Raw genomic sequence first — 26,152 nt, forward strand, 5'->3', positions numbered from 1 at the left:
TCGGCGTTTGACGCGCGCATGAATAATCGGTGTCACTGGAAAGCGGCATGTCGCCGTACCCGACTGGAGGCCCCGTGGCAGACGAGAGCGATCTCGACAGAACCGAAGCCGCCACTCCGAGACGCCGCGAGAAGGCGCGCGAGGAGGGGCAGGTCGCGCGTTCGCGCGAACTGGCTTCGTTCGCGCTGCTCGCGGCCGGGTTCTACGGTGCATGGTTGCTCGCGGGTCCGTCGGGTGAGCATCTGCAGACGATGCTGCGTGGCGCCTTCTCGTTCGACCGCGCCACGGCGTTCGACACGAACCGGATGTTGTCCGCGGCAGGCAGCGCGAGCGCCGAAGGCTTCGCCGCGCTGCTGCCGCTGCTCGCGCTGACTGGCGTGGCCGCGCTGGCCGCGCCGATGGCGCTCGGCGGCTGGCTGATCTCGCAAAAGACCTTCGAGCTGAAGTTCGACCGCCTGAACCCGATCTCCGGCCTCGGCCGCATCTTTTCGATCCAGGGGCCGATCCAGTTGGGGATGTCGCTCGCGAAGACGCTCGTCGTCGGCGGGATCGGCGGGATTGCGATCTGGCGCAGCAAGGACGAACTGCTCGGCCTCGCGACCCAGCCGCTCGGTTCGGCGCTCGCCGACGCGCTGCATCTGGTCGCCGTGTGCTGCGGCACGACCGTTGCCGGGATGCTGGTCGTCGCCGCGCTCGATGTGCCTTACCAAATCTGGCAGTACAACAAGAAGTTGCGCATGACGAAGGAAGAAGTGAAGCGCGAGCATCGCGAGAACGAAGGCGATCCGCACGTGAAGGGCCGTATCCGCCAGCAGCAGCGCGCGATCGCGCGGCGCCGGATGATGGCCGCCGTGCCGAAGGCCGACGTGGTCGTCACGAACCCGACGCACTTCGCTGTCGCGCTGCAGTACACGGATGGCGAGATGCGCGCGCCGAAGGTCGTCGCGAAGGGCGTGAACCTCGTCGCCGCGCGCATCCGCGAGCTCGCGGCCGAGCACAACGTGCCGCTGCTCGAAGCGCCGCCGCTCGCGCGTGCGCTGTATCACAACGTCGAACTCGAGCGCGAGATTCCCGGCTCGCTGTACTCGGCCGTCGCCGAGGTGCTTGCGTGGGTCTACCAGCTCAAGCGCTTCCGCGCGGAAGGCGGAGCGTTCCCGGCGGCGCCGGTCGATCTCGCCGTGCCGGCCGAGCTCGACAAGGGCACGTCGGTGTCGACCGACGACGCGCGCGAGGAAGCCGACGACGCACTCGGCACGCGAGGCGCGGCATGAGCACCCCGACCACCGGCCTGTTCGGCAAGCGCCCGAACCCGTTCGCCGGCACCAACCTGCGCGCGCTCGCCGGCCCGATCCTCATCTGCATGATCCTGGGGATGATGATCCTGCCGCTGCCGCCGCTGCTGCTGGATCTGCTGTTCACGTTCAATATCGCGCTGTCGGTGATGGTGCTGCTTGTCAGCATGTACACGATGAAGCCGCTCGATTTCGCGGCATTCCCCAGCGTGCTGCTGTTCTCGACGCTGCTGCGCCTGTCGCTGAACGTCGCGTCGACGCGCGTGGTGCTGCTCGAGGGCCACACCGGCCCCGACGCGGCCGGCCAGGTGATCGAGGCGTTCGGCCACTTCCTCGTCGGCGGCAACTTCGCGGTCGGCATCGTCGTGTTCGTGATCCTGATGATCATCAACTTCATGGTCATCACGAAGGGCGCCGGGCGGATCGCCGAAGTGTCCGCGCGCTTCACGCTCGATGCGATGCCGGGCAAGCAGATGGCGATCGACGCCGACCTGAACGCGGGCCTCATCAACGAAGAGCAGGCACGCAAGCGCCGCACCGCGGTTGCGCAGGAGGCCGAGTTCTACGGGTCGATGGACGGTGCGTCGAAGTTCGTGCGCGGCGACGCGATCGCCGGCCTGATCATCATGGCGATCAACGTGATCGGAGGGCTGATCGTCGGGATGGTCCAGCACGACATGAGCTTCGCCGCGGCGGGCACCAATTACACGCTGCTGACGATCGGCGACGGCCTCGTCGCGCAGATCCCCTCGCTCGTGATCTCGACGGCGGCCGGCGTGATCGTGTCGCGCGTCGCGACCGACGAGGACATCGGCACCCAGATCACCGGCCAGCTGTTCGCGAACCCGCGCGTGCTGGTCATCACCGGCTCGATCATCGTGCTGATGGGGCTGATCCCGGGCATGCCGCATTTCGCGTTCCTCGCGCTCGGCGGCGGCGCGATCTGGCTGGCACGCACGCAGACCCGCCGCGCGGCGGCCCGCGTGGCGGCCGGCGACGTGACCGAAATCGCACCGCCCGCCGCGTTGCCGGGCGAAAGCCACGAAGCGACCTGGGACGACGTGCAACTGATCGATCCGCTCGGCCTCGAAGTCGGCTACCGGCTGATTCCGCTCGTCGACAAGAACAGCGACGGCGAGCTGCTCAAGCGCATCAAGAGCATCCGCAAGAAATTCGCGCAGGAAATCGGCTTCCTGCCGCCGGTGATCCACATCCGCGACAACCTCGAGCTGCGGCCGAACGCATACCGGATCGCGCTGAAGGGCGTCGAGATCGGTACCGGCGAAGTGTTCCCGGGCCAGTGGCTCGCGATCAACCCGGGCCAGGTGACGGCCGCGCTGCCGGGCGCCGTCACGCAGGATCCGGCGTTCGGGCTGCCGGCCGTGTGGATCGACGTCGCGATGCGCGAGCAGGCGCAGGTGTACGGCTACACGGTGGTCGATGCGAGCACGGTGGTCGCGACGCATCTGAACCATCTGGTCGTCCAGCATGCGGCCGAACTGCTCGGCCGCCAAGAAGTGCAGGCGCTCGTCGAGCGCACCGGCAAGGACGCGCCGTCGCTCGTCGAGGACCTCGTGCCGAAGACGATCTCGCTCACGACGCTGCAGAAAGTGCTGCAGAACCTGCTCGACGAAGGCGTGCCGATCCGCGACATGCGCACGATCCTCGAATCCGTGTCCGAACACGCGGGCCGCGGCGACGCGTACGAGATCACCGCCGCGGTGCGGCTGTCGCTCGGCCGCGCGATCACGCAGCAGTGGTATCCGGGTGCGGGCGAGATGCAGGTGATGGGGCTCGATTCGAATCTCGAGCGCGTGCTGTCGCAGGCGCTCGCCACCGGCGCAAATCCGGGCCTCGAGCCGGGCCTTGCGCACAACCTTCTGACCGGCACGCAACAAGCGATGCTGCGTCAACAGAATCTCGGGCTGCCGCCCGTGCTGCTCGTGCAGCACGCGTTGCGCGCGATGCTCGCGCGTTTCCTGCGCCGCAGCCTGCCGCAATTGAAAGTGTTGTCGTACGCCGAAGTGCCGGATACACGCACGATCAAAGTTGTTAACGTCATCGGGGGCCCCGCTTGAACATTCGCAAATTCACCGGCGCGACCAGCCGCGACGCGCTTCGCCTCGTGCGCGAGGCACTCGGCGCCGACGCCGTCGTGCTGTCGAACCGCACGCTCGATGACGGTAGCGTCGAAATCGTTGCACTCGCCGATTCGGACCTCGCCGCGGTCGCGCCGTCGGCTGCCGTCCGCCCGCGTGCGAGCGCGCCGCGTGTGCCGGAGTCCGTGCCGGCTGCCGCGGTGCCGGGCATCGTGTCGCGCCCCGGTGCCGCGCCCGCACCCGCACGTCCGGCCGGCAATCCGTATGCAGCTGGCGCCGGCGGCCTGCCGGATGTGTTCTCGTCGGTATTCGGCGCCAGTGCCGAAGCGACGGAGCCGGCTGCATTCGACGCCGACACGAATGCGCCGGCCGGGCTGTCGCCGTCGCGCGCCACGTCGGCGTCCGCGGCGGCCTCCGAACCCGCGCCTTGGCTCGTCGAGCACGCGAAGCGCCTGACGCAGCAGCGCGACGCGCTGATGATCCGTACGCACTCGGCACCCGCCGCGCCGCAAGCACCGGCCCCCGCACCGCAGGACGCGGCGCCGGCCGGCTGGGCGCGCGACATCGTGCGCGACGCCGAACGCCGGATGCCGGCCGCCGCCGCCCGTGCGAACGACACCGCCGCCGCCCGTGCGAACGACGCGGACGCCGCGAAGCCGGCCGAGCGTGCGCGCCTGTCCGCCGACGCGGCCGCCGCGGTCGCCGATGCCGTGAAGTCGCGCATCGAGAGCGTCGTCAACGACACGGTGATGCACGAGCTCGGCGCGATGCGCGGGATGATGCAGGAGCAGTTCGACAGCCTGATGTGGCACGACCGCCAGCGCCGCAGCCCGGTGCACGGCGCGCTGACCAAGCACCTGTTCGCGGCCGGCTTCTCCGCGCAGCTCGTGCGGATGCTGGTCGACAACCTGCCGTCGGGCGCCGGCACGCAGACCTTCGAGCAGGCGCTCGAATGGGCGCAGTCGGTGCTCGCGGCGAACCTGCCGGTGCTCGACAGCGAGGATGCGCTGATGGAGCGCGGCGGCGTGTTCGCACTGATGGGGCCGACGGGCGTCGGCAAGACCACCACCACCGCGAAGCTCGCCGCGCGCTGCGTGATGCGCTTCGGCGCGAGCAAGGTCGCGCTGCTGACCACCGACAGCTACCGGATCGGTGGTCACGAGCAGCTGCGCATCTTCGGCAAGATCCTCGGCGTGCCGGTGCACGCGGTGAAGGATGCGGGCGATCTCGCGCTCGCGCTGTCCGAGCTGCGCAACAAGCACATTGTGCTGATCGACACGATCGGCATGAGCCAGCGCGATCGCGCGCTGTCCGACCAGATCGCGATGCTGCACGGCGCGAACGCGCCGGTGCAGCGCCTGCTGCTGCTCAACGCGACGAGCCACGGCGACACGCTCAACGAAGTCGTCCAGGCGTACCGCAGCGCGGGCGAACATCCGCAGGCGGGATCCCCGGGCCTTGCCGGCTGCATCCTGACCAAGCTCGATGAGGCGACGCATCTGGGCGGCGTGCTCGATACGGTAATCCGCTACAAGCTGCCCGTCCACTATGTGTCGACCGGCCAGAAGGTGCCGGAGAACCTGTATGTCGCGACGACCCGCTTCCTGCTGAAAAGCGCGTTCTGTGTGCCGCGCGACGGCTCACCCTTCGTGCCGCAAGACGAGGACATGCCGACGCTGCTTTCCGCACTGACCGCACGTTCCACCGCCGAACTGCACGAGGTGCGATTTGGATAAGCGGATCATCGATCAGGCCGAAGGGCTGCGCCGCCTGCTGGCCGGACGCGCGTCGCGCGTCGTCGCGGTGACGGGCGGCCCGGCGGGCGTCGGCTGCACCACCACCGTCGTGAACCTCGCGGCGGCGCTGGCCGCGCTCGGCAAGGACGTGCTCGTCGTCGACGAGCGCGCCGGCGCGCGTTCGGCCACCGCGACGCTCGCGGGGACACGGCTGCGCGATGGCGAGCGCACGCGGGTGGCCGCCGGCTTCGGCCTGTGCGCGGCCGGGCAGGCCGGCTACAGCGATGCGCAGTTGCGCGACTTCATCGACGGCCAGGCCGACATCGTGCTGGTCGATGCGCGGCCTGGCGCCGACGGCGCGCTCTCGGCGCTCGCGCGCGAGGCGCACGACGTGCTGATCGTCACGCGGGTTTCCGCGAAGGCGATCACCGAAGCCTACGCGTGCATGAAGCGCCTGCACTTCGCGCAAGCGCTCGCGCAGTTCCGCGTGCTGACCAACCACGTCGGCAACCACGCGGACGCGAAGACCGCATTCGACAACCTGGCAGGCGTCGCGAGCCGCTACCTGACGGTGTCGATCGCGGATGCCGGCTGCGTGAGCGCCGACCCGCTCGTCGAGCGGGCGCGCGAACTGACGCACACCGCGGTCGACGCGTTCCCGTCGTCGATTGCCGCGCGCGACTACCGGCAGATTGCCGCCGACTTGCTGTACTGGCCGATGCGCCCGCGCTCGGGGGCGGGCCGCGCCGTCCATGCGGGCGGCAAGCCGTCGTACGAGGCGGGTGCGGCCCACGCCGCGTGAGCGAAGGAGAGAGCCATGATGTACAACGCTCAAGGAAAGATGACCCAGGCCGACGTGCTTGCGCAATACGCGCCGCTCGTGCGGCGCCTGGGGCTGCAGCTCGTCGCGAAGATGCCCGCGAGCGTCGACCTCGACGACCTGATCCAGGCCGGCATGATCGGCCTGATGGATGCGGCCGGCCGCTACAAGGAAGACCAGGGCGCGCAGTTCGAGACCTATGCGACGCAGCGCATTCGCGGCGCGATGCTCGACGAGCTGCGCAGCAACGACTGGCTGCCGCGCAGCCTGCGCAAGACGTCGCGCGAGGTCGAGCACGCGGTGCACCAGGTCGAGCAGCAGCTCGGCCGCTCGGCGAGCGAGGCCGAGATCGCGCAGCATCTGAAGATGCCGCTCGACGAATACCAGGGGATGCTGCAGGACCTGCACGGCAGCCAGCTCATCTACTACGAGGATTTCGACCGCGCGGCCGACGACGAGCCGTTCCTCGACCGCTATCGCGTCGATCACGCCGATCCGCTGTCGGCGCTGCTCGACGACCATCTGCGCGATGCGCTCGTCGACGCGATCGAGCGGCTGCCCGAGCGCGAGAAGCTGCTGATGTCGCTGTATTACGAGCGCGGGCTGAACCTGCGCGAGATCGGCGCGGTGCTCGAAGTCAGCGAGTCGCGCGTGTGCCAGCTGCACAGCCAGGCCGTCGCGCGACTGCGCGCGCGGCTGCGCGAACAGGCGTGGGTCGGCGCGGAGACCTGACCCTTTCTTGTGCCCACGCGCGCCGACGCCGCGCGTGCCGCGCAATTCTCGCGCCGATTTGCTACAATCCCTCCCGTTTTCCGAGGAGCGTTGCGACGGACCTTCTGTGTCCGCCAGGCTCGGAGAGCTTCACCAAGCAGCCGTGCGGCGAGACGTTGGATTCGCGCCGGCCCCGCTTCCTGAACGGCGCTCACGTCACCAATCTAGAAACTTTTTAGAAAGGAGGGCGTGATGAACGCCATTATCGATTCCCAGGCTTCCAAGGATTACGTCGTCGCCGACATGGCGCTTGCCGGCTGGGGCCGCAAGGAATTGAACATCGCCGAGACCGAAATGCCGGGCCTCGTGCAGATCCGCGACGAATACAAGGCGCAGCAGCCGCTGAAGGGCGCGCGCATCGCGGGTTCGCTGCACATGACGATCCAGACCGGCGTGCTGATCGAGACGCTGAAGGCGCTCGGCGCGGACGTCCGCTGGGCCTCGTGCAACATCTTCTCGACGCAGGACCACGCTGCTGCCGCGATCGTCGAATCGGGCACGCCGGTGTTCGCGTTCAAGGGCGAGTCGCTCGACGAATACTGGGAGTTCTCGCACCGCATCTTCGAATGGCCGAACGGTGAATTCGCGAACATGATCCTGGACGACGGCGGCGACGCAACGCTGCTGCTGATCCTCGGCTCGAAGGCCGAAAAGGACCGTTCGGTGATCGCGAAGCCGACCAACGAGGAAGAAGTCGCACTGTACAAGTCGATCGAGAAGCACCTCGACATCGATGCGACCTGGTACTCGAAGCGCCTCGCGCACATCAAGGGCGTGACCGAAGAAACCACGACCGGCGTGCACCGCCTGTACCAGATGGAAAAGGACGGCCGCCTGCCGTTCCCGGCGTTCAACGTGAACGACTCGGTCACCAAGTCGAAGTTCGACAACCTGTACGGCTGCCGTGAATCGCTCGTCGACGGCATCAAGCGTGCGACCGACGTGATGATCGCGGGCAAGGTCGCGGTCGTCGCGGGCTACGGCGACGTGGGCAAGGGCTGCGCGCAATCGCTGCGCGGCCTCGGCGCGACCGTGTGGGTCACCGAAATCGATCCGATCTGCGCGCTGCAGGCGGCGATGGAAGGCTACCGCGTCGTGACGATGGAATACGCGGCCGACAAGGCCGACATCTTCGTGACGGCGACCGGCAACTACCACGTGATCAACCACGATCACATGAAGGCGATGCGCCACAACGCGATCGTCTGCAACATCGGCCACTTCGACTCGGAAATCGACGTCGCGTCGACCCGCCAGTACCAGTGGGAAAACATCAAGCCGCAGGTCGACCACATCATCTTCCCGGACGGCAAGCGCGTGATCCTGCTGGCCGAAGGCCGCCTGGTGAACCTCGGCTGCGCGACCGGCCACCCGTCGTTCGTGATGTCGAACTCGTTCGCGAACCAGACGCTCGCGCAGATCGAGCTGTTCGTGCGCGGCGGCGAGTACGAGAACAAGGTGTACGTGCTGCCGAAACATCTCGATGAAAAGGTGGCGCGCCTGCACCTCGCGCGCATCGGCGCGAACCTGTCCGTGCTGTCGGACGAGCAGGCTTCGTACATCGGCGTGCAGAAGGACGGCCCGTTCAAGCCGAACCACTACCGCTACTGATGCGCCGCCGCTGCCGCGCCGTGCGTGCCCCGTTACGGGGCGCGCGGCGCGGCAGCGGCGCCTGACCGCACAGATCGACAACCGAACCGGAGCCCTCCATGAGCGTCATCCTCACCTGGGTCATCAACGCCCTCGCGCTGCTGATCATCACGTACCTCGTGCCGTCGATCCACATCAAGAGCTTCGGCACCGCGCTGATCATCGCGGTCGTGCTGGGCCTGATCAACACGGTGATTCGTCCGGTGCTGATCCTGCTGACGCTGCCTGTCACGATCGTCACGCTCGGGGTGTTCATCCTCGTCGTGAACGCGTTGTGCTTCTGGTTCGCGTCGTCGCTGCTGAAGGGCTTCGAGGTGTCGGGTTTCTGGTCCGCCTTCTTCGGTTCGATCCTGTACAGCATCGTGTCGTGGCTGCTGTCCGCGCTGATCTTCGGGCAGCGCGACTTCGGCTGACGGCGCGGGCCTCTCTTCCGAATCATGAAACCGATCGAACTCTCGTTTGAATTCTTCCCGCCGAAAACGGCGGAGGGCGTCGAGAAGCTGCGCGCGACGCGTGCGCAGTTGCTGCCGCTGAAGCCGAAATTCGTCTCCGTGACGTTCGGCGCCGGCGGCTCGACGCAGCAGGGCACGCTCGATACCGTGCTCGACATGCAGAAAGACGGCCTCGAGGCCGCCCCCCACCTGTCGTGCATCGGCTCGTCGCGCGACAGCCTGCGCGCGATCCTCGACCAGTACCGCTCGCACGGCATCCGGCATATCGTCGCGCTGCGCGGCGACCTGCCGTCGGGGATGGGCGCGGTTGGCGAGCTGCGTTATGCGTCCGAGCTCGTGAGCTTCATCCGCGCCGAGCATGGCGACTGGTTCCACATCGAAGTCGCGGGCTATCCGGAGTACCACCCGCAGTCGCGTTCGCCCAAGGCCGATCTCGAGAACTTCGCGCGCAAGGTGAAGGCCGGCGCGAATTCCGCGATCACGCAGTACTTCTTCAACGCCGATGCGTATTTCCGCTTCGTCGACGATGCGCGCAAGCTGGGTGTGGACGTGCCGATCGTGCCCGGCATCATGCCGATCACGAACTTCTCGCAACTGATGCGCTTCTCGGAAATGTGCGGCGCGGAAGTGCCGCGCTGGGTCGCGCGCCGGCTCGAGAGCTTCGGCGACGATCGCGACGCGATCCGTGCATTCGGCGCGGATGTCGTCACCGATCTGTGCCGGCGCCTGATCGACGCGGGCGTGCCGGGACTGCACTTCTACACGCTGAACGCGGCGTCCGCGACCCGGACGATCTGCGATCGACTCGCCGGTTAAGCACCGCGCGACGCCCGCGTGCGAAAAGCCTCGCCGGTTCCTCCGGCGGGGCTTTTTTTATCGCCGCAGCCCGGTTCGGCTCGACCCGGTTCAGCGCTGCGCCTGCATCAGCGGCGGGCGCCGGTCGAACCACGGCCGCGCCTGTTCGAGCTGGCGCGCGAGCCGGAGCAGCAGCGCATCGTCGGCATGGCGGGCGACGAACTGCACGCCGATCGGCAGCCCGCGCGCGTTCCAGTAGAGCGGCACCGACATCGCGGGCTGCCCGGTCAAGTTGAACAGCTCGGTGCAGCCGGCCCACGCGAACGCCTTCTCCGATGCCTTCGACAGCATTTCCTGCAGCAGCGGCTTCACCGGCAGCGCGCCGAGCAGCTTCATCTGCGCGGCTTCGAACGGCGTCGGCTGCAGCTCGCCGATCTTGACCGGCGGGCCCGCGAGCGTCGCGCACAGAATCGCGTCGTAGCGCGACACGAGGCCGGCCACCTGCACGGTGAGCTGGCGCTGCCATTCGAGCACGTCCGGCAGGCGCGCACGCGCCAGGCGCCGGCCGACGACCGCCATCGCCCACGTCGCGGGTTCGAACTCGTTGCGCTTCGGGTTGCGCCCGGTCAGCGCGCGCGCGCCGAGCACCATCTCCTCGGCGATCGTCGCCCACAGCGTGAGGAAGGTTTCGGCCGCGCGGGCATGGTCGATGTTCAGCGTCGCCGGTTCGACGTGATGGCCGAGCGATTCGACGAGGGCGGCCGCGTCGTCCAGCGCGGCGAGCGTATCGCCGGCGAGCGCGGGCGCGAGCATCGGATCGGCGACGAGACCGATCCGCAGCGGACCGGGCGGCGTGTCGAGTGCGCCGAGGTAGGTGCCCGGCGCGCCGGGCGGCAACGTCTGGCCGGTCGTCACGTCGAGCAGCAGTGCGCTGTCGCGCACACTGCGCGCGACGGCGTGCTGCACGACCAGCTCGCCGTTCGACGGCAGGTCGACCAGCAACGGGTTGCGGCTTGGCTTCAGGCCGAACAGCCCGCAGCACGACGCCGGAATCCGGATCGAGCCGCCGCCGTCGGACGCATGCGCGATCGGCACGATGCCGGCCGCGACGGCCGCCGCCGCGCCGCCGCTCGAACCGCCCGGCGTGTGATCGAGGTTCCACGGGTTGCGGCACGCGCCGAACAACTGGGGTTCGGTGTACGGCATCTGGCCGATCTCGGACGTGTTGGTCTTGCCGAACACGTTGAGCCCCGCCGCGCGGCTTCGCGCGATCACCGGGGAATCGTCGGCGGGCACGAAGTAGCGGTAGTGCCGGCTGCCCATCGACAGCGGCAGCCCGGCGACAGCCGCGCCGAGATCCTTCACGAGATACGGGACGCCGGCGAACGGTGCGTCGGCGCCGGCATCGCCGGTCGGCTCCGTCCGCTTGCGCGCGGCCTCGTAGTCCTGCAGCACGATCGCGTTGACCGCGCCATTGACCGCTTCGGCCTGTCCGATCGCGGCGTCGAGCAGTTCGCGCGGGCTCGCCTTGCGTTCGCGCACGAGCGCGGCGAGGCCGATCGCGTCATGCGCGAGATAGTCCGAGTGCATCGCTGTCACCCCCGTTGTGACTCGTGGCGATGAAAGGAGAATAACGCGGGGCCCGGCGTGCCGGCCCCGCTTACTCTTACAGCTGCTCGGCGAGGAACGTCAGCGTGCGGCCGTGCGCGAGCGCCGATGCGCGCTGATGGTACGACGCACGGTCCGTGCAGTTGAAGCCGTGCTCGGCGCCCGGGTACACGTGGAACGACGCGTTGCCGCGGCCCGCGAATGCGCCCTTCACCTGTTCGACGGCCTCGAGCGGGATCCCGTGATCGTTTTCCGCGTAGTGGAACAGGATCGGCTGCGTGACCTTGCCGGCGAGGTCGAGCGCATTCTGGATGCCGCCGCCGTAGTAGGCGACCGCCGCATCGACCTTGCCCGCGGCTGCCGCGCGATACGCCAGCTGGCCGCCGAAGCAGTAGCCGATCGCGGCGATCTTGCCGGCGACTTCGGGGCGCGCGCGCAGCGCGTCGGCGGCCGCGCCGATGTCCGCGACCGCGAGGCCGATGTCGGTCTTCTTCATCAGCTCGATGCCTTTGTCGCGATCGGCGCCTTCATAGGTCAGCTCGACGCGCGGCTGCGTGCGCCAGAACACGTCCGGCGCGAGCGCGACGAAACCGTCGGCCGCGTACTGATCTGCGACCGCACGGATGTGCGAGTTCACGCCGAAGATCTCCTGGATGATGATGACGGCGGGACCTTTGCCGCGCTTGGGCAGCGCGAGATAGCCGCCGAAGCTGTCGTTACCGGTCGGGATGTCGATCCATTGGGCAGTCACGTTTGAACTCCTGGCGAACGGGCGTGCGAGATGCGCGCCGTGGGTGGAAGAGGGGCGGCCTAGTGTGCCACCAATCCCCGGGCGGTGCAGCGCTCGCGCCCGCGATGCGGACGTGCTTCTCCCGCGTGCTGTCGAACCCGTTTCTCGCGCAGCGATCGTTTCGATCTCGATTATTCATTTTTCGGCGCCGCGCCGCTTCGATAGAGTCGATGGGTCGGCCTTTACAAAGCGCTTTCGCGCATCATCATCGAAGGATTCGCCATGTCCGCCCGTTCATTCTCCACACCGTTTTCGGCACGCTTCGGCCTGCGCCTGCCGCTCGTGCAGGCGCCGATGGTCGGCGCGACCACGGCCGCAATGGTCGCGGCCGCATCCAATGCCGGCGCGCTCGGCAGTCTCGGCGCCGGCGCATTCGCGCCCGATCGCCTCGCGACCGAAGTCGACGCCATTCGCGCGGCGACCGATCGTCCGTTCGCCGTGAACCTGTTCGTGCTGCCCGATGCATCGCCCGACGCGGCGACGGTCGCGCGTGCGCTCGCCGCGATCGATCCGCTGAATGCATCGCTCGGGTTGCCGCCGGGCACCACGCCCGCGCGGTATGCGCCCGACTTCCGCGCGCAGCTCGATGCGCTCGTCGCACTGCGCGTGCCGGTCGCGAGCTTCACGTTCGGCGTGCTCGACGCGGCCGACGTCGCTCGGCTGAAGGCCGGCGGCACCTACGTGGTCGGTACCGCGACGCACGTCGCCGAAGGGCTCGCGTGGCAGGCGGCCGGCGCCGATGCGTTGTCCGCTCAGGGTGCCGAGGCCGGCGGGCATCGCGGCACCTTCATCGGCCCGGCCGACGATGCGTTGATCGGCACGCTCGCGCTGGTGCCGCAACTCGTCGACGCGACCGGCCTGCCGGTGCTCGCCGCGGGTGGCATCATGGACGGCCGCGGGATCGCCGCCGCGCTCGCGCTGGGCGCCCAGGGCGCACAGCTCGGCACCGCGTTCCTCACCTGCGCCGAGAGCGCGATCGCGGCCGACTGGAAGGCACGCCTGCTCGCGAGCGCCGATACGTCGACGCAGGTGACGCGCGCGATCACCGGGCGCCATGCGCGCGGGTTGCGCAACGCGCTGATGACGCGGCTCGGCGAGCGTGTCGCCGACGCCGCGCCGTATCCGGTGCAGAACGCGCTGACGCAGCCGCTGCGCCAGGCGGCCGCGCGCGCGAACGACGGCGACTATCTGTCGCTGTGGGCCGGGCAGGGCGCGCCGCTCGCGCGGCACCGCGACGCTGCGCTGACGACATCGCAACTCGTCGCGGCGCTCGATGCCGAATGGCGTGCGACGCCCGCATGAACGTGTCGATGCCTGCGTGAGCCGTTCGAAAGCTGCCTGAACGGTGCTTTGCCGAGCCCGAAACGCGCGTGCTGTCACGCGCGTTTCATTCAATGATCCCGTGCACAAAATACCGAATCGAAATGGCACGGGAATGCTTCAAAGCGAGCTTTCATCCAGCTTCTGGCGATTAGCGGAAACCCGTATCCGGCGGGGCTTGCAGCGATATTCGAGTAGCTATTCCAAAGCGCCGTATCGGTAGTGTTACCACTACCCCAAAAAAGTCCCACAAATTAATTTGATCACCTACACTTGCGCGCAAGTACGGGCGGGCAGTTGCTAAAAGCGGCTGTTTCTCCACGTGCTTGAGGCCAAGTGCATGAACGATGCAACCGGCGAATCGTCCAGTGAATGCAAACACAGGGATGGCAGCGGGGCACCGGGCGATGGCGTTTATTGGGACCGAAACTGGAGACTTACATGAATATCAAGATGCAAAAGCTGTTGCCGATCACCGCCGCGGCGATGCTGTGCGTTGCAGCTGCAAGCAACGCGGCCGCCGATCAAGTCGTCAAGATCGGCCACGTCGCGCCCTTGACGGGCGGTATTGCACACCTGGGCAAGGACAACGAAAACGGTGCACGTCTCGCGGTTGAGGAGATCAACGCCAAGGGTCTCACGATCGGCGGCCAGAAAATCACGCTGCAACTGGATGCGCAGGATGACGCGGCCGACCCGCGCCAGGCCACGCAGGTTGCGCAGAAGCTCGTCGACGACAAGGTCGTCGCGGTGGTCGGCCATCTGAACTCGGGCACGTCGATCCCGGCCTCGAAGATCTACAGCGATGCGGGCATCGTGCAGATCTCGCCGTCGGCGACCAACCCGGCGTACACGCAGCAAGGCTTCAAGACCACGTACCGCGTGGTGGCGACCGATGCGCAGCAGGGTCCGGCACTGGCGAACTACGCGCACTCGAAGGGCATCAAGAGCGTCGCGGTGGTCGACGATTCGACCGCTTACGGCCAGGGTCTCGCGAACGAGTTCGAGAAGAAGGCGAAGGCGCTCGGCCTGAAGGTGATGTCGCACGACGCGACCAACGACAAGGCGGTCGACTTCCGCGCGATTCTGACCAAGATCAAGGGCGAGAATCCGGACGCGATCATGTACGGCGGCATGGACGCCACCGGCGGCCCGTTCGCGAAACAGGCGAAGCAGCTCGGCCTGCGCGCGAAGATCTTCGCGGGCGACGGCGTGTGCACGGAAAAGCTGGCCGACCTGGCCGGCGATGCGACCGACAACATCGTGTGCTCGGAAGCCGGTGCGTCGCTCGAGAAGATGCCGGGCGGTGCCGCGTTCAAGGCGAAGTACGAGAAGCGTTTCGGCCAGCCGATCCAGATCTACGCACCGTTCACGTACGATGCCGTGTACATCATCGTCGATGCGATGAAGCGCGCGAACTCGACGGACCCGGCGAAGATTCTCGCGGCAATGCCGGCGACGAACTACACGGGCGTGATCGGCACGACGACCTTCGACTCGAAGGGCGATCTGCAACACGGCGTGATTTCGCTGTACAACTACAAGAGCGGCAAGAAGACGCTGCTCGACGAAGTGAAGATGTAAGCTGAAAAGCGGTCGACAGAAGGGGTGAAAGCGCGCCTGCGGCAATGCAGGCGCGCTTTCTTTTTGGAGCCCCGCAGCAGGCGCGGCGCGCCCGTCAGATCTTCAGATGCGTGAGCACCTTCGGCGCGACGCCCGCGACGAGCGCCGCGCACAGCGCGACCACCGACAGCCCGATCGTCAGGTTCGCGGCTTGCGCGACCGCGCCGATCACGACCGGACCGAACAGCAGTCCGAAATACGCGAGCCCGGCCACGTGCGCGAGACCTTCGGTCGCGTGGATTCCTTTCACGCGCGCGGCCGCGGCGAACAGCACCGGCATCATGTTCGCGAGGCCGAGGCCCATCAGCGTGAAACCCGTCAGCACCGCTACCGGGTTCGGCAGCAGCAGGGCGCCGGCCATCCCCGCGCACGCTAGCGACGCGCTGACGAACACGAGCTGCGGCGCGCCGAAGCGCGCTCGCACGGCGTCGCCCGCGAAGCGCGCGATCGCCATTCCGCCGGAGAATGCGGCATATGCTGCGCTCGCGAGCGCCGGGCTCGCCGCGACCACGTCGCGCATGTAGACCGTCGCCCAGTCGTACATCGCGCCTTCGGCGATCAGTGCGACGAGCGCGATGCCGCCGAGCATCCACAGCGCTGACGAGCGCCAGCGATTGCCGCCGCCATGCGCGTGTTCGTGATGCGGCACGTGCGGCAGCACGGCCGGGCTCGCGGCTAGCAGCACCGCCGCGCTGACGGCTGCCGCGAGCGCCAGGTGCGCGGCCGGCGCCATGCCGGCCGACAGCAGCGCGCCGCCGGCCGCCGCACCCGACATTCCGCCGATGCTGAACATCCCGTGCAGCGACGACATGATCGGCTTGCCGAGCGCGATCTCGACTGCGCTCGCCTCGGCATTCATCGCGACGTCCAGCGTGGCCATCGAGAAACCGAACAGCGCGAGCACGGCGAGCAGCGTCCAGTAGTCGGGCACGACGAGGATCAGCGCCGCGCACGCGGACAGCGCGAGGCCGCCCGCGAGGCACGCGGTTTGCGAGCCGACGCGCGCGATCCAGCGCGCGATCGTCAGCATCGCGGCGATCGAGCCGCCCGCGACCGCGAACAGCGCGATCGACAGCAGCCCCGGGCTCAGTGCGAACTTGTCGCGCACGGTCGGCACGTGCACGCCCCACGACGCGTACATCATGCCGGCGACGAAAAACAGCGCCATCGTCGCCGTGCGCGCGCGCTGGCGGACCGGCAGGGCCAGCACGCGATGCGCGTCGGGCGGGGCGGCGAAATCGGACGAGGATCGGGAGGAAGATTCGGACACGGAATGCTCTTCGATGGAAAATGCGCGGGCGCGTCGCGCCCGTCTGATTCGTCCGATTCTATCGAACCGCTTACGGTCTTGCCGGCGCACTTGCCGTTCAGCCGATCGGGACCGCCTTGCGTGGCGCCGGTACGGGCGCATCCGCCATCCATCCGGCCGATGCGCGGCATGCCGCGCGCGCAGGTAACATCGATGCGCATGCGCGGTGCCCGGCGCGCGGCACGCATTGCGTGCTCGTCCGCCGTCATCGCCGCGTCAGTCTTTCGACCGTAGGAGTTACCGTGAACATCGATCCCGCCCTTGCCCTGCACCTGCTGCACCGCTGCGCGCTGGGCACGCTCGCGACCCACGCGCGCGACCCGCAAGGTTTTCCGTATCCGACGGTCGTACCGTTTGCGCCCGATGCAAACCATCGGCCCGTGATTCTCGTGAGCAGTCTCGCCGAACATACGCGCAATCTCGCCGCCGATCCGCGCGCGGGCTTTCTCGTCGTCGACGCACCGGACGGCGACGTACTCAATGCCGAGCGCGCGACGTTGCTCGGCCGTTTCGTGCCGCTCGGCGACGATCCGCATGTCGCCGCACGCTACGTGCGCTACGAACCGGACGCCGCGCGCTATCTCGCGCTCGGCGATTTCACGTTCTGGGCGCTGGACATCGAGCGGCTGCGCTATATCGGCGGCTTCGGCCGGATGGGCTGGGTGGACGGCACGGGGCTCGACACGCTGCCGCCGCTCGGGTTCGACGAAGAACGGGCGCTTTGGGACGCCTACGATGCGAGCGATGCGCGTCGCGACGGGCTCGAACTGCTCGGCGTCGACCGCCACGGCGCCGACTGGCGCTGCGACGGCCGCCGCGTACGAACGCCATTCGATGTATCTCCGGCGGATTCGGACGCATTGCGCGATCGGCTGATTGCATGCGCGCGTGATGCGACGTGACGTCGCGCATGCCGGTTTGAGCGTTTGGCAGGCCGCGAGCCGCGATTTTCGCGAACTTGTCGCCGGATGAAAGCTTCGATTTTGCGCATGCAGGGTAATTGCGTATGCTGATAGGCCTAATACGCCATTGGTAATGTCCTAATCTCTATGTAACCGCGAGAAAATTTGAGAAAAGGCCGTGGCGGCCCAAAATGGCGTACGTGATTTACAATTGATCTCGGGATTTTCGTGAATCCCGCTTCTATCAAATCTTTTTTGTGCTAATCTCTGCCTTCGAAAATCCGAGGCACCAATATTCCATGAATGGCTAGCCGGCTACAGACCGGTGCCATTGGTCATATAGAAAGGGAAACTATGTCTTCTTACAAGGACCTGCTGGCCCAGCGGGAGAAGCTGGAGAAGCAAATCGAAGAAGCGAAGTCGCGCGAATACGCTGAAGTGCTGAATGACGTGAAGCAGAAAATTGCCGACTACGGCTTTTCGCTCGCCGAACTCGGCCTGAGCCGTGCGAAGGCAGGCAAGGTCGGTCGTCCGCGCGCAGGCGTGGCGGCAAAATACCGCGATCCGGAAACGGGCGCGACGTGGTCGGGCCGTGGCAAGCCGCCGCGCTGGATCGCCGGCAAGGACCGCGAACAATTTTCGATTTAAACAAACGTTTAAATCGTTGTCTCAAAAGAGCCGCGTATCCGTGTAGGAGCGCGGCTTTTTTGTATGGCGGTATCGGAATGTATGCGGGATGTCATGAAAATGTCAGAAATGCCGTGTGAATGGAAATGCGACCCGTTCGCATAACCGGTTGATTTAACTGGAAAATTTAGGGTTATCGGAATGCCCGGAGGGCTTCGTTTGATAGAATTCCGTGCCCCAACCGATATCTCGTATTTCATGTCCACGTTTTCCGGTGACGCGCAAAGCGCCGATAAGCACGCGGTCGCGCGCAAGAGCACCCTCGTCAGTATTGTGCTGAATGTCGTGCTTGCGACGTTTCAGATCGTCGTGGGCGTGGTTGCGCATTCGCAGGCATTGATTGCTGACGGTGTTCATTCGATTTCCGATTTGATCTCGGATTTTGTCGTGCTGGTTGCGAATCGTCATAGTGGTGCATCGCCGGACGCCGACCACAATTACGGGCACAGCCGTTACGAGACAGTTGCATCGCTGTTTCTCGGCGCGATCCTGATCGCGGTCGGTATCGGCATGCTCTGGCGCGCCGGCAATCGCCTCGTAAATCTCGAAAACATCCCGGCCGTGCATTTCTCCGCGCTGATCGTCGCGCTGACGGTGCTCGTGTCGAAAGAGGCGCTGTTTCGCTACATGCTGCGCGAGGCTCGGCGCGTGCGCTCGGCGATGCTCGTTGCGAACGCCTGGCATGCGCGCTCGGATGCCGCGTCGTCGCTCGTCGTGGCGATCGGCATCGTCGGCAGCCTGGCCGGGGTGCGGCTGCTCGATCCGATCGCGGCCGCGATCGTCGGCTTCATGGTCGCGCGAATGGGCTGGACGTTCGGCTATGACGCGCTGCAGGACCTGTCCGATCGCGCGCTCGACACGACCGATACGGACGAGATCCGTGCGCTGCTCGCGGCGACCCCCGGCGTGCGCGACGTGCACGACCTGCGCACGCGCAAGATGGGCGATGCCGCGCTCGTCGACGCGCACATCCTGGTCGATCCGATGATCTCGGTATCGGAAGGACACTACATCGCGGAAACCGCGCGTGCGCGCGTGTTGCGCGACCCGCGCGTGCTGGATGCGCTGATTCACGTCGACCCGGAGAACGATGCGGCGCGCCGTCCGGCGCTCGCGCTGCCTCCGCGCGTCGAAATCACGGCGCGGCTCGACGACGCGCTCGCGCAGCGCGGGCTGCATGCGGACGCGATCGACCTGCACTACCTGAGCACGGGGCTCGAGATCGACGTGACGCTCGCCGCGGATGCGGGCGATACCGACGCGGCGCTGGCCGGCCGGCTCGACGTCGACACGCTGAAGCGTCAGTTCGGCGCGCGCCGGATCGGCTTCACGCGCGCGCTGCCCACGCCGGCGTGACGCCGGCGTTTTCGCGAAGCGCGCCGCGCGTTACAGCGGCAACTGCGTGTCGAATTTGATTTCGCGCAGCACGACGCTCGTGCGTACCTGCGACACCGCCGGGATCTTGAAGATCCGTTCGTGCAGGAAGACGTCGTAGGCCTTGATGTCGGGCGCAACGATCTTGAGGATGTAATCGGCTTCGCCCGTCGTGCTGTAGCACTCGGTGACTTCCGGGCAGGTCGCGATCTCGCGCTCGAACTGTTCGACGCCGCCTTCGTTGTGGCGGGTCAGGTGCACGTGCGCGAGCGCGCACACGTGCAGGCCGAGTTTCTCGCGATCGAGCAGCGCGGTATAGCGCTGGATCACGCCGGATTGTTCCATGTCCTTGATGCGGCGCCAGCACGGCGTGCTCGACAGGCCGACCTGGTCGGAAATTTCCTGAACGGAACGGCGCGCGTCGAGCTGCAACAGGCGAAGGATTTTTTGCGAAAAGGAATCGAGCGTCACCTGCGCCTCCATGCGGCAGCTACAACACGCTGAATGTTAGAGGGCCGGGAAAGGAAAGGCAATCTGACGGCGTGCCGATGAGCGAGATTCGCTAATTTGCGCGTGGATCCGTGGGATTTTGCCCCGCCCCCGCGTGTTCCGTCCGGTCGGTGTCGGATACCGCGAGGCCCGCGAGCGCAGCCTGCTGACGGCGCAGGTCGGCGAGCATGTTGCAGAACAGCGCGCCCTGCTCGATGGCGTCGTCGAGTGCGACGTGCGTATGCGGGTGATCGTCGAACCAGTGCTTCGGAAAGCGCGGCTTGATGGCCTTGCGGTATGGCAGGCCCGTCATCGCAAACGCGAGCGTCTTGATGTCGAGTGCCGACCACGAGAACGGGCAGCGGCCCGCGAAGCGCATCATGTACCAGAACATGAACGTGAAATCGAAGCCGGCCGGCATCGCGACGAACACCGGCTTGCCGGGCAGCGCCTCGACCCACTCGACGTACGCGACGAGCGCGGCCTCGGGTGCCTGCAGATCGCGCCGGCACGCGGCCCACGCGTCGGGCTCCGTTTTCCACCACGCTTCCTGTACCGGATGGGCGTGGGCGCCGGGCAGCGTCTCGAGGTTCGCCGAGAACGTCGCGATCAGCTGCTTGTCCTCGGTATAGGCGGCCGACGCGAAGCTCAGCATCGAGTGCGGGCCGGGAATCGGGCCGTCGGCCTCGACGTCGGTGCTGACGTAGATTTCGGGGATGGCGGTCTGGTTCATCCGTATGCCTTGTCGGACACGAACGGATTCGTGCGGCGCTCGTCGCCGAAGGTGGACACAGGGCCGTGGCCCGGCACGAACGTGACGTCGTCGCCGAGCGGCCACAGCTTTTCCTTGATCGAACGCACGAGGTCCGCGTGATTGCCGCGCGGGAAGTCGGTGCGGCCGATCGAGCCGGCGAACAGCACGTCGCCGACGATCGCGACGCGATGCGCGCGGCTGAAGAACACGACATGGCCGGGTGTGTGGCCCGGGCAGTGATAGACTTCGAGCGTCTCGTCGCCGAACTGCACGGTGTCGCCGTCGTTCAACCAGTGGTCCGGCTCGAACGCTTCGGCGGCCGGAAAGCCGAAGCGCTGGCTCTGCATCGGCAGTTGTTCGATCCAGAAGCGTTCGTCTTCCTGCGGCCCCACGATCGGCACGCCGTAATGCGTAGCGAGCGCCTTTGCACCTGCGCAGTGATCGACGTGCCCGTGCGTGAGCAGCACTTTCTCGACCTGCACGTTCTGCCGCGCGATCTCCTGTTCGATCCGTTCGAGATCGCCGCCCGGATCGACGACGGCGGCGCGGCCGGTCTTTTCGCAGACGAGCAGCGAGCAGTTCTGCTGGAACGGCGTGACCGGGATGAGCGTGACTTTCATGAGGGCACCGGCGGCTAAAAGGACCGATTGTACCGGTCGCGCGAGCCGCCCGCCGGCCCAGCTTCGGGCCGCCCGGCGCACGCCGTGCGGGCAATCCCGGAGCATCCGATTGTTACCGCCATAGTGAGAATCAATGGCTGGGGAGGGGCGAATTTCGAGATGGGGTTTTGATTTATGTATAATGCGCCCCATTGCGCGTGAATTTCACGCAATTCGCTGGTGTTTCGGCCCCGTTAAATGGGGCGTCGGATTCACCGTCAAGCATCGACCGCCGGGGAGTCCGGCGGTGTATCCAGCACCGAGCATTCGGTGCTCACGTCTTGTCCGGCCGGGTGCTGCGCGCCCGCCTGCGGCCCTGCTGCCGCGCCGCCGGATGAGGCCTGTGCCGCCGTTCCTGTGCGTTGGCTGTACGCGACGCGCGCGAACGTGAAAGCCATGTTCGATGGCGGCATGTGGGGTCTGGTCAGGCTGCCGGGGACAGGTTGCGCCAGACGTGAAAACTAATCAGGACGGTTGCGGCCGAGACGAAAGCCGCGCCCATGCTAGCCGCCTGCTCGCATCCGAGCGGGGCGTGCACGCATTTGCCGTCCGGGCCGCGTATCCGCGTTGTTGAGCAGCGTTGTATCGGTGCGGCCCGAACCAGAAGGCGACACGTCGATGAATTTTCGATTTCCGACTCGATTCGGGACCATTGCATTATTTTTTGCGTTGACGGGCTGTGCGGTGCCATCCAGCCAGACCACCGGCAACGCCAATCAGAAGGGTGCGGTCGACAGGACGGCCGCCGCCGCGAAAGCGGACGACGACAAGCAACAACTCAATTTCGATTCCGCGCTGGCATCGATGCCGGCAGCCGACAGCAAGGACGCGAACAAGTCTTCGCTGGCGGATGCCGAGCCGATCGACGGCAAGGACGTATCGGATTTCCGTCAGACGGGCCGGGCATCGTGGTATGGCCGCGATTTCCACGGCCGCCGCACCGCGAACGGCGAGCGCTTCAACATGAACGCGCTGACCGCCGCGCATCGCACGCTGCCGCTGTCTTCGTACATCAAGGTGACGAACGCGTCGACCGGCAAGTGGGTCGTCGTGAAGGTCAACGACCGCGGGCCGTTCAAGCGTGGGCGTGTGCTCGACCTGTCGTATGCGGCCGCCAAGATCATCGGTCTCGTGCATGCCGGCACGGGTCGCGTGAAGATCGAAGGGCTGTCGCCGCAGGAAGCGCGCGAGGCGCGCGACGAGATGTTAGCGTCGCTGTCGTCCAAGTAACGCGACGGTTCGTCCGCCCATGCAGAAAGGGCTGCCTTCGGGCAGCCCTTTTTCGTTTCAGCGGCTCGTGCCGCGCACGCCGCGCGTCAACCATCCTTCAGCGCCAGCGCGCGCGCATACAGCGCGTTGCGCGACGCGCCCGTCAGCGCCGCCGCGAGCTTCGCCGCGCCCTTTACCGGCACTTCTTCCAGCAGCAGCTTGAGCAGCGCGTCGTGCGCGGTGTCGTCCGCCTCGTCGCGATTGGCCGGCGCGCCTTCGACCACCAGCACGAACTCGCCGCGCTGCCGGTTCGCATCGCCGCCGAGCCAGGTCTGTCCTTCGGCCAGGGTGCCCTGGAACAACTGCTCGTGTAGCTTGGTGAGCTCGCGCGCGATCAGCAGCCGACGCGCGGGGCCGAATGCGTCGGCCAGTGCGGCGACGGTTTCGGCGATCCGGTGCGGCGCTTCGTAGAACACCAGCGCGTACGGATGTTGCACGAGTGCCTGCAGTGCGCTGGCGCGCTGCTTCGACTTCGGCGGCAGGAAGCCCGCGAACGTGAACGTGCCGGCCCAGTCGCCTGCCACGCTCAGCGCGGTCACGGCCGCGCTCGCGCCCGGCAGCGGGACTACCGCGAAGCCCGCGTTGCGCACGGCGTCGACGAGCCGCGCGCCCGGGTCCGAAATGCCGGGCGTGCCGGCGTCCGACACGTACGCCACGCGTTCGCCCGCGCGCAGCTGCTCGATCACGCGCAGTGCGGCTTCGCGTTCGTTGTGCTCGTGCACGGCAACGAGCGGTTTCGAGATCCCGTAACGGGCGAGCAACTGGCCCGTGTTGCGGGTGTCTTCGGCGGCGATGCGGTCGGCGAGGGCTAGCACGTGCAGCGCGCGCAGCGTGATGTCGGCGGTGTTGCCGATCGGCGTCGCGACCACGTAGAGCGCGGCGCTCGGGTAATGCTGCGTTTGCGCGAGTTCGAGGAGGGCAGTCATGGCAGGCAATGCGCGCAATCGCGGCGCAAGCGGAACAAGGACGGCATTGTGCCACGCGCAGCCGGCCGCGCCGGGCGGCGCGCGCGGATTGCCGGCCACCGGCGACAACTTTTCCGGCGCCGCGCGATCCAAACCGGTCGGCGCGGCGTTCGAGCAGCGTGCGCGGCAGTTCCTCGAGCGTCGCGGCCTCGCGTTCGTCGCGGCCAACGTGACGATGCGCGGGGGCGAGCTCGACCTCGTGATGCGTGCGCCCGACGGTGTGCTCGTGTTCGTCGAGGTGCGTGCGCGGCGCAGCACGCGGCACGGCGGCGCGGCCGCGAGCGTCGGCTGGCGCAAGCGGCGGCGTCTGATCGCGGCGGCGCTTGGTTTCTGGGCGCGGCACGGCGCGGGCGCCGCGTGTCGCTTCGACGTCGTCGCGTTCGAGGCCGGCCGGCTCGACTGGCTGTGCGACGCATTTCGTGCCGACGATGTGTAGCCGCGAGCTGTGACGAGATGTAAAGAGTTCTTGCCGTACCCCCGGACAGGGCGCCGGAGTGCGGTAAACTCGCCGCACCCATGATGTCGCGCGCTGCGTGCCACGCGCCCAGTTCACCAGGAATCGATGTCAGTCGAACGTATTCAGCAACATTTCCGCGACAGTGCCGCGCTTCACGCCGAGGCGGCCGATGCGCTGTCGCTGCCGATCGCAGCCGCGGTCGATGCGATGTTCGCCGCGCTGGCGAACGGCAACAAGATCGTCGCGTGCGGCGACGGCCCGTCGGCTGCCGCTGCGCACTACCTTGCCGTGTCCCTCGTCGGCGGCTTCGAGCGCGAGCGTCCTGGCCTGCCGGCGATTGCGCTGGCCACCGATGCGTCGCAGGGCGGGCTCACCGGTGCGGCGGCCGCCGATCAGCTGTTCGCGCAGCAGGTGCGCGTGCTCGGGCAGACGGGCGACATCCTGCTGGTGCTCGACGCGGGCGGCGCGTCGCCACGCGTGCTGGCCGCGATCGACGAGGCGCACGAGCGCGAGATGACCGTCGTCGCGCTGACCGGCGGCAACGGCCGCGCAGTCGCGGCCGCGCTGTCCGCCACCGATATTCCGATCAGCGTGCCCGCCTCTCGCGCGGCGCGCGTCCACGAAGTCCATCTGCTGACTATCCACTGCCTGTGCGACGGCATCGACGCGATGCTGCTGGGTGAGGATTGAACGAAGGAGAGCCGTCGATGAATCAAAGCCGCGTCAAAGGGACGCTCGTCAGAACCACGTTGCTCGTCGCGCTGACGGCGGGCCTTGCCGTGTCGCTGCAGGGCTGCGTGCTCGGCGTGCTGGGTGCTGCGGCAGGCGGCGGCGCGCTGATCGCGACCGACCGCCGTACGCTCGGCGCGCAGACGGAGGATCGCGAGATCCAGGTCAAGTCGCTCACGCAGATCAACAACGGGCTGCCGGATCAGTCGCACGTGAACGTGACGGTGTTCAACCGCCGCGTGCTGCTGACGGGCGAAGTGCCGAACGATGCATCGAAGCAGCGCGCCGAAGAGATCGTGCGCGGCATCAACAACGTGAACGGGATCGTCAACGAGCTGTCGGTCGAGCCGGCGTCGTCGCTGTCGTCGCGCGCGAACGACTCGTATCTCGAAGGGCGGGTGAAGTCCGAGCTGATCGCGACGAAGGGGGTGTCGGCGAACTACTACAAGGTCGTCAGCGAGCGCGGCAATATCTACCTGATGGGCCTCGTGACGGTCGACGAAGGCAATCGCGGCGCCGATGCGGCGAGCCAGGTGCCGGGCGTCGAGAAGGTCGTGAAGGTGTTCCAGTACATCCAGCCGCAGGACGCGCAGGCGTTGCAGGCTGCGTCGCCGAGCGATGCGTCCGGCGCGCAGGCCGCCGCCGCACCCGCAGATTCCGCGACGGTCGGTGCGGTGCCCGATGCGTCGGTCCAGTCCACCCCGCTGCAACCGCCCGCGCCGATCTCGAATTCGTCGAGCGTGCACCCGGGCAACCCGAAGGCGACGCCGCAATGAAGCTGATACAGATCAAACACTGGATGGTGCAGGGCGCCGCGGCTGCGGCACTCGCGGCCGGTGCGCTCGGCACCGCGCATGCCGATGTCGCCGATGGCCTGAGGGTCGCGCGCGGCAACGCCTGCATGGGCTGCCACGCAGTGGACCGCAAGCTCGTCGGCCCGTCGTTCAAGGACATCGCCGCGCGCTACAAGTCCGATCCGCAGGCCGTCGCGAAGCTGTCGAAGAAAGTGAAGGACGGCGGCTCGGGTGTGTGGGGGGCGATTCCGATGCCGGCGCACCCGCGCATGAGCGATGCGGATCTGCGTTCCGTGGTCGAATGGGTGCTCGCGGGCGCACCGTCGAAGTGACGCATTTGGGTAGCGAACCCCTATTGCCAAGCGCGGAAATGCGTGTGTATGATGGTTGTCTGTTGGGGCGGTAGCTCAGCTGGGAGAGCGTCGCGTTCGCAATGCGAAGGTCGGGAGTTCGATCCTCCTCCGCTCCACCAATAGAATCAAGGGCTTAGCCGATGGCTTGAGACAGGAAGCATATTTTTGCCCCAAGTGCAAAGATATGCTTCCCTGACAAAGTGCAACGTTATGCTTCTCGAACAACAAAGCCGGCCTTGTGCCGGCTTTGTTGTTTTTGCGCGACTAACTGTAGCTCGGCCGTGCCCGGACATGTATCGAGCCTAGGCGAATAGGTGAATGCGCCGTCGAGATCACGCGACCGACCGTGGCCCCTTTCACCCCTAAATCTGTTGGCGATCGTCGATGAAATCATGAGCAGAGTGGCTTAGATCGAGTGTGGGTCTCGTGCGCCGCACGAGTTCAGGCGCATAATC

Annotated in this window: 25 protein-coding genes, 1 tRNA gene and 1 riboswitch; of the genes, 19 read left to right on the plus strand and 7 right to left on the minus strand. The window is 67.1% G+C overall.

The annotated features are described in order from the left end of the window. The first annotated feature begins 74 nt into the window (after window positions 1-74). From flhB to metF, 8 genes are all read left to right on the plus strand, one after another. Window positions 75-1,271 carry a flagellar biosynthesis protein FlhB gene (flhB, locus tag J7024_RS02035; protein WP_175751686.1) on the plus strand — a complete coding sequence of 399 codons (1,197 nt, stop codon included), beginning with the start codon at window positions 75-77 and terminating at the stop codon, window positions 1,269-1,271. Beyond that, window positions 1,268-3,370, plus strand: a complete 2,103-nt coding sequence (gene flhA, locus J7024_RS02040) for a flagellar biosynthesis protein FlhA (RefSeq protein WP_124828778.1) — start codon at window positions 1,268-1,270, stop codon at window positions 3,368-3,370. The genes flhB and flhA overlap by 4 nt, the downstream gene beginning before the upstream one ends. Beyond that, the gene (gene flhF / locus J7024_RS02045; protein WP_175796541.1) at window positions 3,367-5,127 is read left to right on the plus strand and encodes a flagellar biosynthesis protein FlhF; all 1,761 of its coding nucleotides are present in this window, start codon (window positions 3,367-3,369) and stop codon (window positions 5,125-5,127) included. Before flhA ends, flhF begins: the two co-directional genes overlap by 4 nt. Next, a complete protein-coding gene (locus J7024_RS02050; protein WP_124828776.1) occupies window positions 5,120-5,929 on the plus strand; it encodes an AAA family ATPase in 810 nt (269 codons plus the stop codon). The genes flhF and J7024_RS02050 overlap by 8 nt, the downstream gene beginning before the upstream one ends. Window positions 5,930-5,944: 15 nt before the next feature. Next, window positions 5,945-6,679 (plus strand): RNA polymerase sigma factor FliA, encoded by a 735-nt coding sequence (locus J7024_RS02055; protein ID WP_096508175.1) that lies wholly within the window; start codon window positions 5,945-5,947, stop codon window positions 6,677-6,679. 76 nt (window positions 6,680-6,755) lie between these two features. Next, window positions 6,756-6,878: riboswitch (S-adenosyl-L-homocysteine riboswitch) on the plus strand. Between the two features lie 32 nt (window positions 6,879-6,910). Further along, window positions 6,911-8,329, plus strand: coding sequence for an adenosylhomocysteinase (ahcY, locus tag J7024_RS02060; RefSeq protein WP_124828775.1), 1,419 nt, complete (start codon window positions 6,911-6,913; stop codon window positions 8,327-8,329). A 98-nt stretch (window positions 8,330-8,427) separates the two neighbouring features. Then, window positions 8,428-8,781, plus strand: a complete 354-nt coding sequence (locus J7024_RS02065) for a phage holin family protein (RefSeq protein WP_096508177.1) — start codon at window positions 8,428-8,430, stop codon at window positions 8,779-8,781. A gap of 24 nt (window positions 8,782-8,805) precedes the next feature. Next, complete coding sequence (gene metF / locus J7024_RS02070; RefSeq protein WP_096508178.1) at window positions 8,806-9,636, plus strand: methylenetetrahydrofolate reductase [NAD(P)H]; 831 nt, start codon at window positions 8,806-8,808, stop codon at window positions 9,634-9,636. Between the two features lie 90 nt (window positions 9,637-9,726). Here metF and J7024_RS02075 read toward each other — a convergent pair whose 3' ends face one another. Continuing rightward, the gene (locus J7024_RS02075; RefSeq protein ID WP_124828853.1) at window positions 9,727-11,205 is read right to left on the minus strand and encodes an amidase; all 1,479 of its coding nucleotides are present in this window, start codon (window positions 11,203-11,205) and stop codon (window positions 9,727-9,729) included. A gap of 76 nt (window positions 11,206-11,281) precedes the next feature. Beyond that, complete coding sequence (locus tag J7024_RS02080) at window positions 11,282-11,974, minus strand: dienelactone hydrolase family protein (RefSeq protein ID WP_096508180.1); 693 nt, start codon at window positions 11,972-11,974, stop codon at window positions 11,282-11,284. Between the two features lie 261 nt (window positions 11,975-12,235). On the opposite strand from J7024_RS02080, the gene J7024_RS02085 reads away from it, so the two are divergent. Both J7024_RS02085 and J7024_RS02090 read left to right on the plus strand, forming a co-directional pair. After that, entirely contained in the window at window positions 12,236-13,315 is a 1,080-nt protein-coding gene (locus J7024_RS02085) for an NAD(P)H-dependent flavin oxidoreductase (protein WP_234744764.1), read from the plus strand. Between the two features lie 459 nt (window positions 13,316-13,774). Next, the gene (locus J7024_RS02090; protein ID WP_124828773.1) at window positions 13,775-14,917 is read left to right on the plus strand and encodes a branched-chain amino acid ABC transporter substrate-binding protein; all 1,143 of its coding nucleotides are present in this window, start codon (window positions 13,775-13,777) and stop codon (window positions 14,915-14,917) included. Between the two features lie 94 nt (window positions 14,918-15,011). Here J7024_RS02090 and J7024_RS02095 read toward each other — a convergent pair whose 3' ends face one another. Next, window positions 15,012-16,226, minus strand: a complete 1,215-nt coding sequence (locus J7024_RS02095) for an MFS transporter (RefSeq protein ID WP_175858632.1) — start codon at window positions 16,224-16,226, stop codon at window positions 15,012-15,014. 281 nt (window positions 16,227-16,507) lie between these two features. Between J7024_RS02095 and J7024_RS02100 the strand changes: the two genes are divergently transcribed. The 3 genes from J7024_RS02100 (at window position 16,508) to J7024_RS02110 (ending at window position 19,210) form a co-directional block, all read left to right on the plus strand. Continuing rightward, window positions 16,508-17,167 (plus strand): HugZ family pyridoxamine 5'-phosphate oxidase, encoded by a 660-nt coding sequence (locus tag J7024_RS02100; RefSeq protein ID WP_124828771.1) that lies wholly within the window; start codon window positions 16,508-16,510, stop codon window positions 17,165-17,167. A gap of 354 nt (window positions 17,168-17,521) precedes the next feature. After that, complete coding sequence (locus J7024_RS02105) at window positions 17,522-17,815, plus strand: H-NS histone family protein (protein ID WP_096508184.1); 294 nt, start codon at window positions 17,522-17,524, stop codon at window positions 17,813-17,815. 237 nt (window positions 17,816-18,052) lie between these two features. After that, on the plus strand, window positions 18,053-19,210 hold the full coding sequence (locus tag J7024_RS02110; RefSeq protein WP_175751681.1) for a cation diffusion facilitator family transporter: 1,158 nt from the start codon (window positions 18,053-18,055) through the stop codon (window positions 19,208-19,210). A 30-nt stretch (window positions 19,211-19,240) separates the two neighbouring features. On the opposite strand, the gene J7024_RS02115 is transcribed toward J7024_RS02110, so the two are convergent. From J7024_RS02115 to J7024_RS02125, 3 genes are all read right to left on the minus strand, one after another. Continuing rightward, on the minus strand, window positions 19,241-19,711 hold the full coding sequence (locus J7024_RS02115) for an Lrp/AsnC family transcriptional regulator (RefSeq protein ID WP_006477376.1): 471 nt from the start codon (window positions 19,709-19,711) through the stop codon (window positions 19,241-19,243). 79 nt (window positions 19,712-19,790) lie between these two features. Then, complete coding sequence (locus J7024_RS02120; protein ID WP_124828769.1) at window positions 19,791-20,450, minus strand: exonuclease; 660 nt, start codon at window positions 20,448-20,450, stop codon at window positions 19,791-19,793. Then, window positions 20,447-21,091, minus strand: a complete 645-nt coding sequence (locus J7024_RS02125) for an MBL fold metallo-hydrolase (RefSeq protein ID WP_124828768.1) — start codon at window positions 21,089-21,091, stop codon at window positions 20,447-20,449. The genes J7024_RS02120 and J7024_RS02125 overlap by 4 nt, the downstream gene beginning before the upstream one ends. 657 nt (window positions 21,092-21,748) lie before the next feature. On the opposite strand from J7024_RS02125, the gene J7024_RS02130 reads away from it, so the two are divergent. Then, a complete protein-coding gene (locus J7024_RS02130; protein WP_124828767.1) occupies window positions 21,749-22,360 on the plus strand; it encodes a septal ring lytic transglycosylase RlpA family protein in 612 nt (203 codons plus the stop codon). An 86-nt stretch (window positions 22,361-22,446) separates the two neighbouring features. Here the strand turns inward: J7024_RS02130 and rsmI are convergent, their stop codons facing one another. Beyond that, complete coding sequence (rsmI, locus tag J7024_RS02135; RefSeq protein WP_175761644.1) at window positions 22,447-23,325, minus strand: 16S rRNA (cytidine(1402)-2'-O)-methyltransferase; 879 nt, start codon at window positions 23,323-23,325, stop codon at window positions 22,447-22,449. Between the two features lie 46 nt (window positions 23,326-23,371). Here rsmI and J7024_RS02140 point away from each other — a divergent pair, with 46 nt between their 5' ends. The 5 genes from J7024_RS02140 to J7024_RS02160 all read left to right on the plus strand — a co-directional run bounded on the left by J7024_RS02140 (window position 23,372) and on the right by J7024_RS02160 (window position 25,816). After that, on the plus strand, window positions 23,372-23,800 hold the full coding sequence (locus tag J7024_RS02140; protein ID WP_175761677.1) for a YraN family protein: 429 nt from the start codon (window positions 23,372-23,374) through the stop codon (window positions 23,798-23,800). A gap of 126 nt (window positions 23,801-23,926) precedes the next feature. Next, window positions 23,927-24,511, plus strand: a complete 585-nt coding sequence (locus J7024_RS02145; protein ID WP_234744765.1) for an SIS domain-containing protein — start codon at window positions 23,927-23,929, stop codon at window positions 24,509-24,511. Window positions 24,512-24,528: 17 nt separating this feature from the next. Continuing rightward, on the plus strand, window positions 24,529-25,326 hold the full coding sequence (locus J7024_RS02150) for a BON domain-containing protein (RefSeq protein ID WP_124828763.1): 798 nt from the start codon (window positions 24,529-24,531) through the stop codon (window positions 25,324-25,326). Next, on the plus strand, window positions 25,323-25,676 hold the full coding sequence (locus J7024_RS02155) for a c-type cytochrome (protein ID WP_124828762.1): 354 nt from the start codon (window positions 25,323-25,325) through the stop codon (window positions 25,674-25,676). The genes J7024_RS02150 and J7024_RS02155 overlap by 4 nt, the downstream gene beginning before the upstream one ends. 64 nt (window positions 25,677-25,740) lie before the next feature. Further along, window positions 25,741-25,816 (plus strand) — tRNA-Ala (locus J7024_RS02160). The last annotated feature ends 336 nt before the right edge of the window (window positions 25,817-26,152 follow it).

The organism is Burkholderia sp. WTPI3 (genome assembly GCF_021483755.1).
In the GTDB taxonomy this organism is placed as follows: Bacteria; Pseudomonadota; Gammaproteobacteria; order Burkholderiales; family Burkholderiaceae; genus Burkholderia.